The organism is Streptomyces sp. V3I7 (assembly GCF_030817495.1).
GTDB lineage: Bacteria > Actinomycetota > Actinomycetes > Streptomycetales > Streptomycetaceae > Streptomyces.
This window is the reverse complement of the sequence record NZ_JAUSZK010000001.1, coordinates 1,023,364-1,039,904: the sequence shown is the minus strand read 5'-3', so window position 1 is coordinate 1,039,904 and position 16,541 is coordinate 1,023,364. Positions and strand designations below refer to the sequence as shown.

Genomic DNA, 16,541 nt, shown 5'->3' with positions numbered 1-16,541 from the left:
AAGGAGCCCGTACCCCATGACGTCCACGGTGCCCAACGCCGTCGAGCACGCCGACGAGCAGCAGCCGCCGATCACCATGTTCGGCCCCGACTTCCCCTACGCGTACGACGACTTCCTCGCGCACCCGGCGGGCCTCGGCCAGGTCCCGGCCACCGAGCACGGCACAGAGGTCGCGGTCATCGGCGGCGGTCTGTCCGGCATCGTGGCGGCGTACGAGCTGATGAAGATGGGCCTCAAGCCGGTCGTGTACGAGGCCGACCAACTCGGCGGCCGGCTGCGGACCGTGGGCTTCGAGGGCTGCGACGCCTCGCTGACCGCCGAGATGGGCGCGATGCGCTTCCCGCCCTCCTCCACCGCCCTCCAGCACTACATCGACCTGGTGGGTCTGGAGACCAGGCCCTTCCCCAACCCCCTTGCGGAGACGACGCCTTCGACCGTCGTCGACCTCAAGGGCGAGTCGCACTACGCCGAGACGGTCGACGACCTGCCGCAGGTCTACCGCGACGTCGCCGCCGCCTGGAACAAGTGCCTCGAAGAGGGCGCCGACTTCGGTGACATGAACCGCGCGATACGTGAGCGGGACGTGCCGCGCATCCGTGAGATCTGGGCCAACCTGGTCGAGAAGCTCGACAACCAGACCTTCTACGGCTTCCTCTGCGCATCCGAGGCCTTCACGTCCTTCCGGCACCGCGAGATCTTCGGCCAGGTCGGCTTCGGCACCGGTGGCTGGGACACCGACTTCCCCAACTCCATCCTGGAGATCCTGCGCGTCGTCTACACCGAGGCCGACGACCACCACCGCGGCATCGTCGGCGGCTCGCAGCAACTGCCGCTCAGGCTCTGGGAGCGCGAGCCGGAGAAGATCGTCCACTGGCCGTACGGCACGTCGCTCAGCTCCCTGCACGTGAACGGCGAGCCGCGCCCCGCCGTGACCCGGCTGAACCGCACCGCGGGCAACCAGATCACGGTGACGGACGCGAACGGCGACATCCGGACGTACCAGGCGGCGATCTTCACCGCCCAGTCCTGGATGCTGCTCTCCAAGATCGCCTGTGACGACTCGCTCTTCCCCATCGACCACTGGACGGCGATGGAGCGCACCCACTACATGGAGAGCTCCAAGCTGTTCGTGCCCGTCGACCGGCCGTTCTGGCTCGACAAGGACGAGGAGACCGGCCGGGACGTCATGTCGATGACGCTCACCGACCGTATGACGCGCGGCACTTACCTGCTGGACGACGGCCCCGACAAGCCCGCCGTCATCTGCCTCTCCTACACCTGGTGCGACGACAGCCTGAAGTGGCTGCCGCTGTCGGCGAACGAGCGGCTGGAGGTCATGCTGAAGTCGCTCGGCGAGATCTACCCGAAGGTCGACATCAGGAAGCACATCATCGGCAACCCGGTGACCGTCTCCTGGGAGAACGAGCCGTACTTCATGGGCGCGTTCAAGGCCAACCTGCCGGGCCACTACCGCTACCAGCGGCGCCTGTTCACGCACTTCATGCAGGACCGGCTGCCCGAGGACAAGCGGGGCATCTTCCTGGCGGGCGACGACATCTCGTGGACGGCCGGCTGGGCCGAGGGCGCGATCCAGACCGCGCTGAACGCGGTCTGGGGCGTCATGCACCACTTCGGCGGCGAGACCGACCCCACCAACCCCGGGCCCGGCGACGTCTACGACGAGATCGCACCGGTCGAACTCCCCGAGGACTGACGGGGGTTCACCGGGTCAGACCCCGGCCGCCCGCGCCTTCTCGTACACCTCCGCGGCGACGTCCTTGAGTTCCTCGGCGTCCCGCGGGGTGTACTGGAGATCGATCAGGATCTCGTCCATGCCGAGCGCCGCGTGAGCGACCAGATCCTCGACGATCTGCTCGACGCTGCCCTGGAAGGGACGTCGGCCCTCGCCCTCGTAAGGCCGGGCCGAGTGCACTGCGTTGACCCGCAGCACCGTCCGGACCGGCTCGGTGCGGCCGCGCTCGGCGGCCAGGTCCTGGACCCGCCGCCACTCGGCCGCCACCCGCTCGGCGCCGATGCCGTTCGGCAGCCAGCCGTCGGCGCGGTCGACCATCCGGGTCAGCGCCTTGCGGGTGCGCGCCGCCAGCAGAATCGGGATCGGCCGGGCGGGCTTCGGTCCGACCGCCGCGGACGCGATCTCGGTGATGCGCCCCTTGTAGCGCACCGGATCCGGGCCCCACACGGCCCGGCACACATCGATGACCTCGTCGAGCACCTGGCCGCGTTCCTCCATCGGCCGGACGCCCGCCGCCGCGTACTCGTCCACCGACCAGCCCGTACCGAAGCCCGCGACCACCCGGCCGCCGCTCGCCGCGTCCAGCGTGGCCAGCGACTTGGCCAGCCGGAACGGCTGGTGCAGCGGGGCGACGAGCACGCTCGAACCGAGCCGGGCCCGTTCTGTGGCCGCCGCGGCGAGGGTGAGCGTGACCAGCGGCTCGGCCACGTCGCGGTAGGTGTCGGGCCAGGGCAGTCCCGGGATGCCGTACAGGCCCTGGGTGGCCGGCTCCGGGAAGAGGGCGCGTTCGAAGACCCACAGGCTCTCGTAGCCGATCCGTTCGGCGGTGCGTGCCACGTCGGGCACGTCCCGCCCGAGGGTGTACTGCCGGGTCTGGGGGAGTCCGAGTCCGAGACGGGTCGCCATGCGGTGCGCTCCTTCGCGATCGGTTGCGGGCTCAACATACAGCGGTGGGTGCGGAGTTGAGGAGAAGGCCTGGACGGCCTCAGTCGGGGAGCGGCGTGAGCAGCATGCGGCCCGCGAACCCCACGGCGGCGTCCAGGCGTTCGGTGAACTCCTCGGCCACGTCGGCGCATCCGCGCAGCGCCCACAGTGCCCGCGCTGCCGACCAGGTGGCGTCCCGGGCCCGCTCCAGACTCCACGAGCCGAGGAGATGAGTGAGCGGGTCGGCGATCTGGAGAAGGTCGGGGCCGGGCATCAGATCCTCGCGGATGCGCTCCTCCAGCGACGCGAGCAGATCGCCCACGCGGTCGAACTCGTCCTCCAGATCGGCGGGGTGGCAGCCAAGCGTGTGGCAGGCGTCCACCACGGCGAGTGCCAGGTCGTGGCCGATGTGCGCGTTGATGCCGGCGAGGGCGCACTGGAGTGGGCGTACGCCGGGATGGCGGCGGAACTGGAACAGGGGCCGCCAGCAGGCGGGCGGGCGGCGGTCGTCCGCGGCCGCGTCGACGGCGGCCAGATAGCGCTCGGCGAACCGTACGTCCAGCGCGGTCGCCGCCCGCGGATCGGTGAACCGCCCGCCCGACAACTGCCGTTGGACCTCCTCGGTGACGGTCAGATAGACGCGGTTGAACACCGCGACCCCGTCACGCGCGGGCAGTGCCGCGTCCAGGGCGCGCATCCGGGAGACGACGGAGTCCACGGTGCCTGCGAGGGGCGTGAACTGTTCCAATTGCGCCATGGGGGCAGGTTCCCAGCCCCGGGCCCGCCGGAACGCCGACGGGCCCGGCGCTTCCCCAGAACGGGGGAACGCACGGGCCCGTCGGTGCCGTGGCGGGCGGGCGCCTAGGAGGTGGCGCGCTGCTGCTGCTCGTTCGCCTCGACCTCGTCCTCGTCGTACGAGGACGTGCCCTCGTCCAGCAGCGGCTCCTGCCGCTTGAGATGGGCGGGGGCGAAGGCGCGCAGCGCGTGGTAGCCGGTGATGACGACCAGGGTGCCGAGCGCGATGCCGCTGAGGGTGAAGTGCCTGCCGAAGCTCATGGAGACGTTGCCGACGCCGATGATGATGCCCGCGGCGGCCGGGACCAGGTTCAGCGGGTTGCGCAGGTCGACCTTGGCGTTGATCCAGATCTGTGCGCCGAGCAGGCCGATCATGCCGTACAGGATGACGGTGATGCCGCCGAGGACACCGCCCGGGATCGCGGCGACGATGGCGCCGAACTTGGGGCAGACGCCGAAGAGCAGCGCGAAGAAGGCGGCGGCCCAGTACGCGGCCGTGGAGTAGACGCGTGTCGCGGCCATCACGCCGATGTTCTCGGAGTACGTGGTGTTGGGCGGACCGCCGACCGCGGTGGAGAGCACCGAGGCGACGCCGTCGGCCGAGATCGCCGTGCCGAGCTTGTCGTCCAGCTTCTGGCCGGTCATCTCGCCGACCGCCTTGACGTGACCGGCGTTCTCCGCGACGAGGGCGATGACGACCGGGAGCGCCACCAGGATCGCCGACCACTGGAAGGCCGGGGCGTGGAAGGAGGGCAGCCCGATCCAGTCCGCCTTGCCGACGCCGGAGAAGTCCAGGCGCCAGTGGTCGGTGACCTTGCCGCTGCCGTCGTTGGAGTGGATCTTGCCGAAGGCCAGGTCGAAGATCCAGGAGATGCCGTAGCCGAAGACCAGGCCCAGGAAGATCGCGATGCGCGACCAGAAGCCGCGCAGGCAGACGACGGCCAGGCCGGTGAACAGCATCACCAGCAGGGCCGTCCACTGGTCCTGCGGCCAGTAGACGGTGGCGGTCACCGGGGCGAGGTTGAAACCGATCAGCATGACGACCGCACCGGTCACGATCGGCGGCATCACCGCGTGGATGATGTGCGCCCCGAACCGCTGCACCGCGAGACCCACCAGGAACAGCAGGATGCCGACGACCAGGATCGCGCCGGTGACGGTCGCGCTGGTGCCGCCCTGCGCACGGATGATCGCCGCGACGCCCACGAACGACAGCGAGCAGCCCAGGTAGCTCGGCACGCGGCCGCGGGTCGCCAGCAGGAAGATCATGGTGGCGACGCCCGACATCATGATCGCCAGGTTGGGGTCCAGGCCCATGAGGACGGGGGCCACGAAGGAGGCGCCGAACATGGCCACCACGTGCTGGGCGCCGAGCCCCACGGTGCGGGGCCACGAGAGCCGTTCGTCGGGGCGTACCACCGCTCCGGGCGCGGGCGTGCGCCCGTCACCGTGCAGTTTCCAGCGCACGCCGAGATCCATGGTGAGGTTTCGCTTTCGTTGTCGAGCAGTCGGTCCGCACCATTGTCGCGGCTGCCTCGCCCCCTTCGCTCCCGGGATCATGCCGATGACCTGCGGGGGCCCTGCGCGGGGCGTTGAGCGGACCGGTCGCGCGCGCCCCCGGCTCAGCCCCGCGGGCCGCGCACCGCCTCCGCGTGCGGGCTCGTTTCGGTGCGGGTGGCGCGGGCGTCGGGCCGCAGGCCGCCCCAAGGTTCCAGGCCTGGCATTCCTGCGGGTCAGGCCGGGGGCCGGGCGCGGCCCGCGCGTGGGTGCTGCCGGTAGGGGCGTGGTGGTTGGGCGGCGGCCGCCGCCGAGCCGGGCCTGGCCGGACGCCGTCGGCGGCGCCTCGGCGGGCACCCGTCCCCCCCCACGCTCAGCCCCGCGGGCCGCGCACCGCCCCCGCGCGCGGGCCCACTTCGGTGTGGGTGGGGCGCGGGGTGGGGCGTAGGACGTTCGCGAAGAGGATGAGGCCGGTGGACAGGGCTGTGACCAGGCAGAAGGACACCACCAGGCTGGTGGCCTGGGCCACGCCTCCGATGAGGCTCGGGGCGATCAGGCCCGAGGTGTAGGTGATCGTCGCCACGCCCGCGATGGCCTGGCTGGGGTTCGGGCCGCTGTGGCCGGCGGCGGCGAAGCACAGCGGGACGACGACCGCGATACCGAGGCCCATCAGCGCGAACCCGCCCATGGCCACCGCCTCGCCCCAGGTGGCGAACTGCGCGGAGGCGGCGACCAGCAGTCCGCCGAGCACCGCGCACACGCCCCCCGCCCGCACGGTGCGGACGGCACCGAAGCGGTCCACCACCGCGTCCCCGGCGATCCGGGCCACCGCCATCGTCAGCACGAACCCGGTCGTCGAGGCCGCCGCAAGACCGGCGGAGCTGTTCAGCCGGTCGCGCAGGAACACCGCCGACCAGTCCAGACTCGCCCCCTCCGCGAACACCGCGCAGAAGCCGACCGCGCCGATCAGCAGCGCCGACCGGGGCGGCAGCGCGAAGTGCGGCGGGGGCTCCTCGTCCTCGCCGGGCGGGGTGTCGAGCACCCAGGTGCAGGCCAGTACGCCCAGCAGGGTGAGCACGGCGGCGGCCAGCGCGAAGTGCAGACGCGCGTCCGAGCCGAGGTGCGCGGCGAGGGTGCCGGCCGCCGAGCCGATCAGGGCGCCCGCGCTCCACATGCCGTGCAGCCCCGACATCACCGACCGCCCGAGCAGCCGCTCGACCTCGACGCCGAGCGCGTTCATGGCGACGTCGGCCATCCCCGCACTCGCGCCGCAGGCGAACATCGCCAGGCACAGCGTCCAGAGGTTCGGCGCGAGCGACGGCGGAACCAGGCACAGCGTCCACAGCGCGATCAGACCGCGCAGCGCCGTACGGCTGCCGAAGCGGTGGCTGATCCGGCCCGCCAGCGGCATCGAGCACGCGGCGCCGAACGCGGTGAAGGCCAGCGCGAAACCTAGCTGCCCCGCACCGAGCGAGGCATGGTCCTGGATCCAGGGCACGCGCGTCGCGAACGAGCCGGTGACGGCGCCGTGCACCGCGAACACCGCCGCGACGGCGTACCGCGCCCGCCTCACCCGATCCTGCGCGTGGCCCACATCGCTCATCTCCCGGCGGCCCTCCCCTGGTGTGGTCCGTCCCCTCCTCCCACCTTTTCAGGGGCCGGGGCGTCGGGGGAGACGTGGGCGGGCCCGGCGGCGGGCAAGGGCCGTCGTCACCGCCACCGGGCCCGCCCGCACCCTAAGAGGACTAGACCAGCTCGTCAACGGTTTTGACGCGGAGTCAATACCGAACGGTCGTTGGGGAGTTGGCGTCAACCGCGCGAACCGGCCGGTCCGCGCCGGCCGAGCTGTGAGTCAGCCCACACCGGCCCCCTGTCTGGCCGGCGCGCGGGCGTGGCAAACTGGCTACGTACCAGAAGCAGCGCACTCCGGGGTCGGTGAAAGTCCGAACCGGCGGTTACAGTCCGCGACCCGGTCGCCTCCAGCGGCCGGTTGACCAGGTGAAATTCCTGGACCGACGGTTAAAGTCCGGATGGGAGGCAGTGCGCGGCGGGCGGGCCTGCCTGTGTGCGCGCCGCCGATTCCGGTCTCGTCCGTACGCGGACGGGCCCTCGGCGTCGTATCCGGTGAGGCCCACCTGTTCGATCTGTCGTCATCGACAGGCCCCGGAGTCCGTGCCCGAATGAGGCAGGAGGACCCGGGAAGTGTTCACCGGAATCGTCGAAGAACTGGGTGAGGTCACCGCCGTCGAGAACCTCGGCGACGCCTCCCGCTTCCGACTGCGCGGCCCCGTCGTCACCGAGGGCGCCCGCCACGGGGACTCCATCGCCGTGAACGGCGTCTGCCTCACCGTCGTCGAGCACGAGGGCGACGAGTTCACCGCCGACGTCATGGCCGAGACGCTCGACCGCTCCAGCCTCGGCGCGCTCACCGTCGGCTCGCGCGTCAACCTCGAACGCCCCACCGCCGTCGGCGCGCGCCTCGGCGGGCACATCGTGCAGGGTCACGTGGACGGCACCGGCGAGGTGCTGGAGCGCAAGCCGTCCGAGCACTGGGAGATCGTGAGGATCTCGCTCCCGGTGGACCTCGCCCGCTACGTCGTCGAGAAGGGCTCCATCACCGTCGACGGCATCAGCCTCACGGTCGTCGAGGCGGGCCCGGACTTCTTCTCCGTGAGCCTCATCCCCACCACGCTCGCCCTGACCACGCTCGGCCACAAGCAGCCCGGCGCCCCGGTCAACCTCGAGGTCGACGTCATCGCCAAGTACGTCGAGCGGCTCCTCGCGGCGAAGGAGACCGGCCGGTGAACTGGCTCAACTCCGAGGCGTTCGTCCTGTTCGGCCAGCACATCAAGTGGTCGGACATGATCGGCAACGTCGTCGGCCTGATCGCCCTGGCCTTCGGCTGGCGGCGCTCCATCTGGAGCTGGCCCACCCAGTTCCTCTCCGGCCTGATCCTCTTCGCGGCCTTCGCCACCGCCCACCTCTCCGGCAGCGCGGGCAAGCAGATCGTCGTCATGCTCGTCGCCGGGTACGGCTGGTGGCAGTGGAACCGCGGCAAGGGACAGGCCGACGACGGTCACATCGCCGTGCGGTTCGCCCGTTGGCCCGAGCGCGCCCTGCTGGCCGGGGCCGCCGTCCTCGGCACCGTCGCGGTGGCCGAACTGTTCCAGGCCGTCCCGTCCCTGTCCTGGGACCCCTGGCCGGACGCCTACATCTTCGTCGGCACGATCGTCGCCATGTACGCCCAGGCGCGCGGCATGGTCGAGTTCTGGTTCGCCTGGCTGCTGGTGGACGCGGTGGGCGTGCCCTACGCGTTCCACAACGGCTTCGCCTTCTCCGGCTTCGTCTACGTCATCTACGGCGCACTCGTCCTGTGGGGCATGCGCGACTGGTGGCTGCGCTCCCGCAACGCGGCGCGGCCCGTCCTGGAAGGAGCGCCGGCATGACCACGGCACCCACCCTGCACCGCACCGACGACGTCGAGGAGTTCACGCTCGACCCCGTCGAGCAGGCCGTCGCCGACATCGCGGCCGGCCGCCCCGTCGTGGTCGTCGACGACGAGGACCGGGAGAACGAGGGCGACCTCGTCATCGCCGCCGAGATGGCCACCCCGGAGATCGTCGCCTTCATGATGAGCGAGTGCCGCGGGCTGATCTGCGCGCCCATGGAGGGCGACGAACTGGACCGGCTGCGGCTGCCGCAGATGGTCGAGGACAACACCGAGTCGATGAAGACCGCGTTCACCGTCTCCGTGGACGCCTCCGCCGCGCACGGCGTGACCACCGGCATCTCCGCCGCCGACCGCTCCACCACCCTCCAGCTGCTCGCGAGCGGCACCGCCGAGCCCACCGAGTTCGACCGGCCCGGCCATGTCTTCCCGCTGCGCGCCCGGCCCGGCGGTGTGCTGGTCCGAGGCGGCCACACCGAGGCCGCCGTCGACCTCGCCCGGCTCGCGGGCCTGCGCCCGGCCGGCGCGATCGTCGAGATCGCCGGCGAGGACGGCCGCATGCTGCGCCTGCCCGAGCTGATCCCGTTCGCCCGCAAGCACGGCCTGACGATCATCTCCATCGCCGACCTCGTCACCCACCTCCGCGCGGCCGAGCGCCCGTCGGTGCCCGAGCAGCAGACGGGCGCCGCCGAGCCCCTCGTACGCCGCGAGGCCGAGGTCCATCTGCCCACTGCGCACGGCGCGTTCACCGCGTACGGCTACCGCTCCACCGCCGACGGCGTCGAGCACGTCGCGCTCGTCCACGGCGACATCGGCGACGGCGAGGAGGTCCTGGTGCGCGTCCACTCCGAATGCCTCACCGGCGACGTCTTCGCCTCCGAGCGCTGCGACTGCGGCCCCCAGCTCCAGGCCTCGATGCGGCGCATCCAGGCCGAGGGCCGGGGCGTCGTCGTCTACCTGCGCGGACACGAGGGGCGCGGCATCGGCCTGATGTCCAAGTTGCGCGCGTACGAACTCCAGGAACGCGGCCACGACACCCTCGACGCCAACCTCGAACTCGGACTGCCCGCCGACGCCCGCGACTACGGCGCCGGCGCGCGGATCCTCGCGGACCTGGGCGTGCGCAGCCTGCGCCTGATGACCAACAACCCCGACAAGACCGACGCACTGCGGCGCCACGGCCTCAAGGTCACCGACCGCGAGCCGATGCCCGTACAGGCGGGCGAGCACAATCTGCGCTACCTGCGCACCAAGCGGGACCGGATGGGCCACGACCTGCCCTGGCTGGAGACGCCCGCCGTGTCCGCGTGCGCGGGCCAGTAGGCAAGACCGGATCAGCCGGCAAGACAGTTACGAACAGCACGAGGAGAGACGTGAGCGGCAAGGGTGCACCGGAAGTGTCCGTACGAGGCGCGAGCGACCTGCGGGTCGCCGTCATCGCGGCCCAGTGGCACGAGAAGGTGATGGACGGTCTGGTGGACGGCGCCCTGCGCGCCCTGCACGACCTCGGTATCGACGAGCCGACCCTGCTCAGGGTCCCCGGCAGCTTCGAGCTCCCGGTCGCCGCCAAGGTCCTCGCTGGCCGCGGCTACGACGCGGTCGTCGCCCTCGGTGTCGTCATCCGCGGCGGCACCCCCCACTTCGACTACGTCTGCCAGGGCGTCACCCAGGGCCTCACCCAGGTCTCCATCGAGACCGGCGTCCCCGTCGGCTTCGGCGTGCTGACCTGCGACACCGAGGAGCAGGCCCTGGACCGGGCCGGCCTGGAGGGATCGAGCGAGGACAAGGGCCACGAGGCCGTGACCGCCGCGGTCGCCACCGCGGTCACGCTGCGCTCGGTGTCCGAACCCTGGCACTGAGACACCGCCCGGACCGCGTAGGGTTAGGACCACCATGTCCAAGAAGACGTTCGAGGAGCTCTTCACCGAGCTCCAGCACAAGGCAGCCACCGGCGATCCCGCCACCTCCCGCACCGCGGAACTGGTCGGCAAGGGTGTTCATGCCATCGGCAAGAAGGTCGTCGAAGAGGCCGCCGAGGTCTGGATGGCCGCCGAGTACGAGGGCAAGGACGCGGCCGCCGAGGAGATCTCGCAGCTGCTGTACCACGTCCAGGTGATGATGGTCGCCCGCGGCATCTCCCTGGACGACGTCTACGCCCACCTCTGAGCACCCCCGCAGTTCCCACCGCACCACCCCCGTCTCGCAAAGGAAGCCGACCTCATGCTGCGCATCGCCATCCCCAACAAGGGTTCCCTGTCCGGCCCTGCGGGGGAGATGCTGCATGAGGCCGGCTACCGGCAGCGCCGGGAGTCCAAGGAACTGCGCGTCGTGGACCCGGTGAACGAGGTCGAGTTCTTCTACCTCCGCCCCCGCGACATCGCGATCTACGTCGCCTCCGGCCGCCTCGACATCGGCATCACCGGCCGCGACCTGCTGATCGACTCGGGCGCGGGCGTGGAGGAGATCCTCCCGCTCGGCTTCGCCCGCTCCACCTTCCGCTACGCCTCCAAGCCGGGCACGGCCACCGACGTGGCGGACCTCGGCGGCAAGACCGTCGCCACCTCCTACGAGGGCATCGTCGCCAAGCACCTCGCCGACAACGGCATCGACGCCTCCGTCGTCCACCTCGACGGCGCGGTCGAGACGGCCATCGAGCTGGGCGTCGCCGAGGTCATCGCCGACGTCGTCGAGACCGGCACCTCGCTGCGCAACGCCGGCCTGGAGGTCTTCGGCGAGCCGATCATGACCTCCGAGGCGGTCGTCATCCGCCGCACCGGCGCCGACACCGACGAACCCAAGGTCCAGCAGTTCCTGCGCCGCCTCCAGGGCGTCCTGGTGGCCCGGACGTACGTGATGATGGACTACGACTGCCGCGTCGAGCAGCTGGAGAAGGCCGTCGCGCTCACCCCCGGTCTGGAGTCCCCGACCATCTCCCCGCTGCACAACGAGGGCTGGGTCGCCGTGCGCGCCATGGTCCCCGCCAAGGACGCCCAGCGGATCATGGACGACCTGTACGCCATCGGCGCGCGGGCCATCCTGACCACCGCCATCCACGCCTGCCGCCTCTGACCGGACAAGGCCGCACCCCGATGTCGCAGACCACACCCCTTCCCGCGCTGCCCGTCACCCTGCGGCCGGGCCGCACGCGCGCCGTCCTGCTCACCGCCGGAGTCGTGATCTTCCTGGTCCTCACCGCGGTGGCCCTGCTGCTGGAGCAGCTCGGTCCGGGGGACCGGGTGACCTTCATCGTCGCCGGGGCCCTGGCCCTGTGGGCGCTCGCCCGGTTCGCCCGGGTGAAGGTCGTCGCGGACGAGTCCGGCGTGACCGTGGTGAACATCGCCCGCAGCCGCCGGCTGGACTGGGCGGAGATCCTCCGGGTGAACCTCCGCCCGGGCGATCCCTGGGTGTTCCTCGACCTCAGCGACGGCACCAGCCTGCCCGCGCTCGGCATCCAGCCGGGCATCGACCGGCAGCGCGCCGTCGCCGACGCGCGCACGCTGCGGGCCCTCACCGAGGCCCGCGCCCTCGGCGGTCCGGAGCCGCACCAGGGCTGACCCCGAGCAAGATCAGGGCCGAATCAGGGCCGCTCGCCCTGACGCACTCGGCCCTGTCTTGATTAATCTGGTGATGGAGGCGCGCACGGATGCGCCTCCACCCCTGTGGCACGCCCGGTGCACAGGGGTTCCTGCTAACCGAGGAGTGACCCTCTCCGGCGATGGACGGATCGTCCTGTAGTACCTGCGCCGCCCCCTCCCGACATACCGCGGACCCCGTCCGCGGCGTCCTCACGGAGGCGGCGGCATCATGACCACCCCCCTGCTGCTCCTCGCAGCCGCGTTCGTGCTGATCCTCGCCAACGGCTTCTTCGTGGCGGCCGAGTTCGGCCTCGTCACGGTCGAGCGCGCCGACGCCGAGAACGCCGCGGCCGACGGCGACCGACGCGCCCGTACGGTCGTGGAGTCGCTGAAGGAGCTGTCCTTCCAGCTCTCCGGCACCCAGCTCGGCATCACCATCACCTCCCTGGTCGTCGGCATGCTCGCCGAACCGGCCCTGGCGGAGCTGCTGCACGCCCCGATCACCGCGATCGGGATACCTGACGGGGCCGTCTCCGGCGTCGCCGTGGTCGTCGGCATGCTGCTCGCCTCGGCGGTGCAGATGGTGATCGGGGAACTGGTCCCCAAGAACTGGGCGGTCTCCAAGCCGCTCCAGGTGGCCCGCTTCGTCGCGGCCCCGCAGGCCCGCTTCTCGCGCCTGTTCCGGCCCGTGATCGCCGCGCTGAACACGGTCGCCAACCGGCTCGTGCGCGCGCTCGGCGTCGAGCCCGCCGAGGAACTGGCCTCCGCCCGCACCCCCGGCGAGCTCGTCTCCCTGGCCCGGCACTCCGCCCAGGCGGGCGCCCTGGAGCAGGACACGGCCGATCTGTTCGTACGGACCCTGTCGCTGGGCGAGCTGACCGCGCAAGCCGTGATGACGCCGCGCGTGAAGGTCAGCGCGCTGCAGTCGTCGGCCACCGCCGAGGACGTCGTCAACCTCACCCGGGCCACCGGCCTGTCCCGCTTCCCCGTCTACCGGGAGAAGATCGACGAGGTCGTCGGCATGGCGCACCTCAAGGACGCCCTCGCCGTTCCGGTCCGCGACCGGCTGCGCACCCCGGTCACCCGCATCGCCCGCCCGGCGCTGCTGGTCCCCGAGACCCTGCCGGTGCAGCCGCTGCTCACCCGGCTGCGCAGCGAGCAGCCCATCGCGGTCGTCGTGGACGAGTACGGCGGCACCGCGGGTGTGGTGACGCTGGAGGACATCGTCGAGGAACTCGTCGGCGAGGTCCGCGACGAGCACGACGGCCACGCCGTCCCCGAACTCGCCGTCGCTCCCCCCGAGGACGGCAGGCCCGCCTGGGACGTGGCCGGCAGCGTGCGCGTCGACACCCTCCAGCGCATAGGCCTGGAGGTGCCCGAGGGGCCCTACGAGACCGTCGCCGGACTCGTCGCCGACCTGCTCGGCCGCATCCCCGTCCCGGGCGACCGGGCCGAACTGCCCGGCTGGCGGCTCCTGGTGCGCCAGGTCGGGCACTACCGCGCCGAGCGCGTCCGCATCGTCCGTACCGCCCCCGTGGCCCCCGTCGTGGAGGCGGTCCGATGAGCGTGCTCCAACTCCTCTTCGCCGCGCTGCTCGTGCTCGCCAACGGATTCTTCGTCGGCGCCGAGTTCGCGCTCGTGTCCGTGCGCCGCAGCCAGATCGAACCGCTCGGCACCACGCGCGCCCGCCAGGTGCTGTACGGCCTTCAGCGGCTGCCGCAGATGATGGCCGCCGCCCAGTTCGGCATCACCGTCTGCTCGCTCACCCTGGGCGCGGTCGCCGAGCCGACGGTCGCGCACCTGCTGGAGCCGGTGTTCGTGTGGATGCGTCTGCCGGAAGGGATGATCCATCCCCTCGGCTACGTCATCGCCCTCGCGGCGGTGGTCTTCTGCCACCTCGTGATCGGTGAGATGGTCCCGAAGAACCTGGCGATGGCCGCCCCGGAGAAGGCCGCAGTGTGGCTCGGCCCCGGTCTGGTCGCCTTCGCCCGCGTCTGCCGGCCCATCACCGTGGCCCTCGGCGCCTGCGCCCAGGGCATCCTGCGGCTCTTCCGCGTCGAGCCCAAGGACGAGGTCGAGGCCGTCTTCACCAGCGAGCAGCTCAACCGGCTGGTGGAGGACTCCGGCCAGGCGGGCCTGCTCGGCCCCGAGGAGCAGGAGCGCCTGGAGGACGCGCTGGAGCTGGGGTCGCGCCCGGTCACCGACGTGCTCCTGGCGCGCGAGTCCCTGGTGACGGTGCCGCCGTCGGTCACGCCCGGCCAGATCGTCGAGCTGACCGCCCGCACCGGCTACTCCCGCTTCCCGGTCGCCTCCGAGAACGGGGCCTTCATGGGCTACGTGCACGTGAAGGACGTACTGGACCTGGAGGACTCCGAACGGGCCGTGCCGCAGCACATCTGGCGCCCCATGGCCACCCTCCGGGCCGAACTGCCCCTGGACGACGCCCTGACGGTGATGCGCCGCGCGGCGACCCACCTGGCGCAGGTCGCCGACGCCTCCGGCAAGGTCCTCGGCCTGGTCGCCCTGGAGGACGTACTGGAGGTCCTCGTGGGCGAGGTCCGGGACCCGGCGCACCGGCGGGCCCCGGACGTCAAGGTCACGGAGCAGCCGGCCGGCGGCCGGCCGGAGCAGGCCCTGGCCAGCTGATCCGCGCGCGGGCCGCGGGATCCGTCACAGTGCCGACGGATCCTGCGGCCCCCGCCCCGACAGGACCTCCCCGTACGCCTGCATCAGATCCGGCAGCCGCAGCGTCGCCAGATCCTCCCGGGACAGCGCGCCCGGACAGACGGACAGCCGCAGATCGCGGTAGGCGCAGCTCTTCTCGTACAGCGTCCGCAGGAACCGCCCGTTGCCCAGCTCGTCGATCCACCCCTGGTCGACCACGTGCCCGGCGATGGACAGCAGCTCCTCCCGCGCCTCCTCGTCCCACACGTCACCGTTCTCGGCGGCGAGCACCTCGCCGATCGCGGTCAGCTCCAGGGGGCGGTACGACGGGAAGTCGACGCGGGTCGTGAAGCGGGACGACAGCCCCGGGTTGGCGGCGAGGAGCCGGTCCATGCCTTCCGGGTAGCCGGCCAGGATCACCACCAGGTGGTCGCGGTTGTCCTCGGCCCGCTTCAGCAGCACCTGCAACGCCTCGTCGCCGTAGGCGTCGCTCTTGCCGTAGCCCGCGTTGGACAGCGCGTACGCCTCGTCCACGAACAGCACGCCGCCGATCGCGGAGTCGATCAGCTCGTTGGCCTTCACGGCCGTCTGGCCCAGGTACTCGCCGACGAGGTCCGCCCGCTGGGCCTCCACCAGATGGTCGCCGCCGAGCAGCCCGAGGGCGTAGAAGACCCGGCCGAGGATGCGGGCGACGGTGGTCTTGCCGGTGCCCGAGGGGCCGGAGAAGACGAAGTGGCGTTTCGGCGGCTGGACGGGCAACCCCTGACCGGCCCGCAGCCGCGCCATGTTCAACTGTGCGGACAGCGCCTTGACCTGCCGCTTCACCGGTTCGAGGCCCACCATGCGCTCCAGCTCGGCGAGCGCCTCCTCCAGCAGCGCCGGATCGGTCGGCCCGGGGGGCAGCGGCGGCGACGGTACGGCGCTCTTCTCCCGCCCCGCCGGATCGCCCGCCGACGGCAGCGGACCGGACGCCCGCAGCTCCGGCTCGGTCAGCCGGAGGTCGCGGCCCTCGGTGCCGAAGAGCGGGTCGAGGGTGTCGGGGCCGTCCACGGTGTCCTGGCCGGCGCCGGTGAGCGTGATCGCGGCGAGGTCGGCCACCTCGTCGTAGCCGTCGGCCTCGCCGATGGCGGCGAGCCGGGCCGCGGTGTCCATGAAGGCGGGGTCGACCCGGTGCACCGCCCGGTACAGGGGGAGCGCTGCCGCGCTGCGCCCCGTCCCCTCATGGGCCCGCGCCAGCCAGTAGCGCAGCTCCTTGCGCTGCGGCTGCTCGCTGCGGCAGCGCATCAGCGCCGCCGACAGCAGCGGCTCCGCGTGGCCGTACATCTCCAGCCGCACCCGGGCCATGCCGCCGAACAGACCGGCCTCGATGCCCAGCAGGGGATCGTCGAGGAGCGGTTCGGTGTGCCGGACGAGCTGCTCCCAGTCCTTGACCAGATAGGCCCGGCAGGCGTGCAGGAAGCGCACCTGCGGATCGGTGTCCACCGGCGGCAGGCCCGCCAGCGCCCGGTCCAGCTCCGGCACGTGCCGGCCGTCCAGCCAGTGCGAGGCGTGCGCGAGCAGCAGATCGCGCGGGCTCTCCAGCACCGGCTGCACCCACCAGCCCAGCCAGTACCAGGAGTTGAGCGTCCGGCCGTGCCGCGCCCGCTGCTCCCCGAAGCGGTCGCGGTGCCGGAACATCCTCAGCAGCGCGGTCGTCGTGTCCACGCGCAGTGCGTGCAGCCCGAGCCACGCGTCCGTCATTCCGGGATCCATCCGCACCGCGGCGCGGAACTCCTCCTCCGCCTGCGGGTAGGCGCCCATGGTGTAGGCGTCCACGCCTCTCAGCCAGGCGAGGTCGGCCGGGGCCTTGGGGCCCTGCGTGCCGAAGTCCATCACGTCCCCCACA

Annotated in this window: 15 protein-coding genes and 1 riboswitch; of the genes, 10 read left to right on the top strand and 5 right to left on the bottom strand. The window is 71.9% G+C overall.

Translation table 11 applies throughout. From position 1 onward, the window contains the following. The first annotated feature begins 16 nt into the window (after window positions 1-16). On the top strand, window positions 17-1,714 hold the full coding sequence (locus QFZ74_RS04940; protein WP_307619549.1) for an NAD(P)/FAD-dependent oxidoreductase: 1,698 nt from the start codon (window positions 17-19) through the stop codon (window positions 1,712-1,714). 15 nt (window positions 1,715-1,729) lie between these two features. Here QFZ74_RS04940 and QFZ74_RS04935 read toward each other — a convergent pair whose 3' ends face one another. The 4 genes from QFZ74_RS04935 to QFZ74_RS04920 form a co-directional block, all read right to left on the bottom strand. Next, window positions 1,730-2,659, bottom strand: coding sequence for an LLM class F420-dependent oxidoreductase (locus tag QFZ74_RS04935; RefSeq protein ID WP_307619548.1), 930 nt, complete (start codon window positions 2,657-2,659; stop codon window positions 1,730-1,732). 79 nt (window positions 2,660-2,738) lie between these two features. Continuing rightward, entirely contained in the window at window positions 2,739-3,434 is a 696-nt protein-coding gene (locus tag QFZ74_RS04930) for a DUF5995 family protein (protein ID WP_307619547.1), read from the bottom strand. 104 nt (window positions 3,435-3,538) lie between these two features. Then, a complete protein-coding gene (locus tag QFZ74_RS04925; RefSeq protein WP_307619546.1) occupies window positions 3,539-4,951 on the bottom strand; it encodes a uracil-xanthine permease family protein in 1,413 nt (470 codons plus the stop codon). 391 nt (window positions 4,952-5,342) lie between these two features. After that, window positions 5,343-6,572, bottom strand: a complete 1,230-nt coding sequence (locus QFZ74_RS04920) for an MFS transporter (RefSeq protein WP_307619545.1) — start codon at window positions 6,570-6,572, stop codon at window positions 5,343-5,345. A 314-nt stretch (window positions 6,573-6,886) separates the two neighbouring features. Further along, window positions 6,887-7,017, top strand: a riboswitch (FMN riboswitch). A gap of 154 nt (window positions 7,018-7,171) precedes the next feature. Here QFZ74_RS04920 and QFZ74_RS04915 point away from each other — a divergent pair. The 9 genes from QFZ74_RS04915 (at window position 7,172) to QFZ74_RS04875 (ending at window position 14,638) form a co-directional block, all read left to right on the top strand. Further along, window positions 7,172-7,774 carry a riboflavin synthase gene (locus tag QFZ74_RS04915; RefSeq protein WP_307619544.1) on the top strand — a complete coding sequence of 201 codons (603 nt, stop codon included), beginning with the start codon at window positions 7,172-7,174 and terminating at the stop codon, window positions 7,772-7,774. Next, window positions 7,771-8,415 (top strand): nicotinamide mononucleotide transporter family protein, encoded by a 645-nt coding sequence (locus tag QFZ74_RS04910; protein WP_307619543.1) that lies wholly within the window; start codon window positions 7,771-7,773, stop codon window positions 8,413-8,415. Before QFZ74_RS04915 ends, QFZ74_RS04910 begins: the two co-directional genes overlap by 4 nt. Continuing rightward, on the top strand, window positions 8,412-9,740 hold the full coding sequence (locus QFZ74_RS04905) for a bifunctional 3,4-dihydroxy-2-butanone-4-phosphate synthase/GTP cyclohydrolase II (RefSeq protein ID WP_307619542.1): 1,329 nt from the start codon (window positions 8,412-8,414) through the stop codon (window positions 9,738-9,740). The genes QFZ74_RS04910 and QFZ74_RS04905 overlap by 4 nt, the downstream gene beginning before the upstream one ends. Before the next feature lie 50 nt (window positions 9,741-9,790). After that, window positions 9,791-10,276 carry a 6,7-dimethyl-8-ribityllumazine synthase gene (gene ribH, locus QFZ74_RS04900; RefSeq protein ID WP_307619541.1) on the top strand — a complete coding sequence of 162 codons (486 nt, stop codon included), beginning with the start codon at window positions 9,791-9,793 and terminating at the stop codon, window positions 10,274-10,276. A gap of 34 nt (window positions 10,277-10,310) precedes the next feature. Beyond that, the gene (locus tag QFZ74_RS04895) at window positions 10,311-10,583 is read left to right on the top strand and encodes a phosphoribosyl-ATP diphosphatase (RefSeq protein WP_015661856.1); all 273 of its coding nucleotides are present in this window, start codon (window positions 10,311-10,313) and stop codon (window positions 10,581-10,583) included. Between the two features lie 54 nt (window positions 10,584-10,637). Then, on the top strand, window positions 10,638-11,486 hold the full coding sequence (gene hisG, locus QFZ74_RS04890; protein ID WP_307619540.1) for an ATP phosphoribosyltransferase: 849 nt from the start codon (window positions 10,638-10,640) through the stop codon (window positions 11,484-11,486). Window positions 11,487-11,506: 20 nt separating this feature from the next. Then, window positions 11,507-11,971, top strand: coding sequence for a PH domain-containing protein (locus QFZ74_RS04885; protein WP_307619539.1), 465 nt, complete (start codon window positions 11,507-11,509; stop codon window positions 11,969-11,971). Between the two features lie 250 nt (window positions 11,972-12,221). After that, window positions 12,222-13,556 (top strand): hemolysin family protein, encoded by a 1,335-nt coding sequence (locus QFZ74_RS04880; protein WP_307619538.1) that lies wholly within the window; start codon window positions 12,222-12,224, stop codon window positions 13,554-13,556. Then, window positions 13,553-14,638, top strand: coding sequence for a hemolysin family protein (locus tag QFZ74_RS04875; RefSeq protein ID WP_307619537.1), 1,086 nt, complete (start codon window positions 13,553-13,555; stop codon window positions 14,636-14,638). The genes QFZ74_RS04880 and QFZ74_RS04875 overlap by 4 nt, the downstream gene beginning before the upstream one ends. Before the next feature lie 24 nt (window positions 14,639-14,662). Here QFZ74_RS04875 and QFZ74_RS04870 read toward each other — a convergent pair whose 3' ends face one another. After that, window positions 14,663-16,528, bottom strand: coding sequence for an AAA family ATPase (locus QFZ74_RS04870; protein ID WP_307619536.1), 1,866 nt, complete (start codon window positions 16,526-16,528; stop codon window positions 14,663-14,665). Between the last annotated feature and the right edge of the window lie 13 nt (window positions 16,529-16,541).

Bases quoted from the DNA above. Each gene is read 5' to 3' on its own strand.
- QFZ74_RS04935 (WP_307619548.1), bottom strand. From the start codon at position 2,659: ATGGCGACCCGTCTCGGACTCGGACTCCCCCAGACCCGGCAGTACACC.
- QFZ74_RS04920 (WP_307619545.1), bottom strand. From the start codon at position 6,572: ATGAGCGATGTGGGCCACGCGCAGGATCGGGTGAGGCGGGCGCGGTAC.
- QFZ74_RS04870 (WP_307619536.1), bottom strand. From the start codon at position 16,528: ATGGACTTCGGCACGCAGGGCCCCAAGGCCCCGGCCGACCTCGCCTGG.
- QFZ74_RS04885 (WP_307619539.1), top strand. From the start codon at position 11,507: ATGTCGCAGACCACACCCCTTCCCGCGCTGCCCGTCACCCTGCGGCCG.
- QFZ74_RS04895 (WP_015661856.1), top strand. From the start codon at position 10,311: ATGTCCAAGAAGACGTTCGAGGAGCTCTTCACCGAGCTCCAGCACAAG.
- QFZ74_RS04880 (WP_307619538.1), top strand. From the start codon at position 12,222: ATGACCACCCCCCTGCTGCTCCTCGCAGCCGCGTTCGTGCTGATCCTC.
- QFZ74_RS04925 (WP_307619546.1), bottom strand. From the start codon at position 4,951: ATGGATCTCGGCGTGCGCTGGAAACTGCACGGTGACGGGCGCACGCCC.
- QFZ74_RS04940 (WP_307619549.1), top strand. From the start codon at position 17: ATGACGTCCACGGTGCCCAACGCCGTCGAGCACGCCGACGAGCAGCAG.
- QFZ74_RS04930 (WP_307619547.1), bottom strand. From the start codon at position 3,434: ATGGCGCAATTGGAACAGTTCACGCCCCTCGCAGGCACCGTGGACTCC.
- hisG (WP_307619540.1), top strand. From the start codon at position 10,638: ATGCTGCGCATCGCCATCCCCAACAAGGGTTCCCTGTCCGGCCCTGCG.
- QFZ74_RS04875 (WP_307619537.1), top strand. From the start codon at position 13,553: ATGAGCGTGCTCCAACTCCTCTTCGCCGCGCTGCTCGTGCTCGCCAAC.
- QFZ74_RS04905 (WP_307619542.1), top strand. From the start codon at position 8,412: ATGACCACGGCACCCACCCTGCACCGCACCGACGACGTCGAGGAGTTC.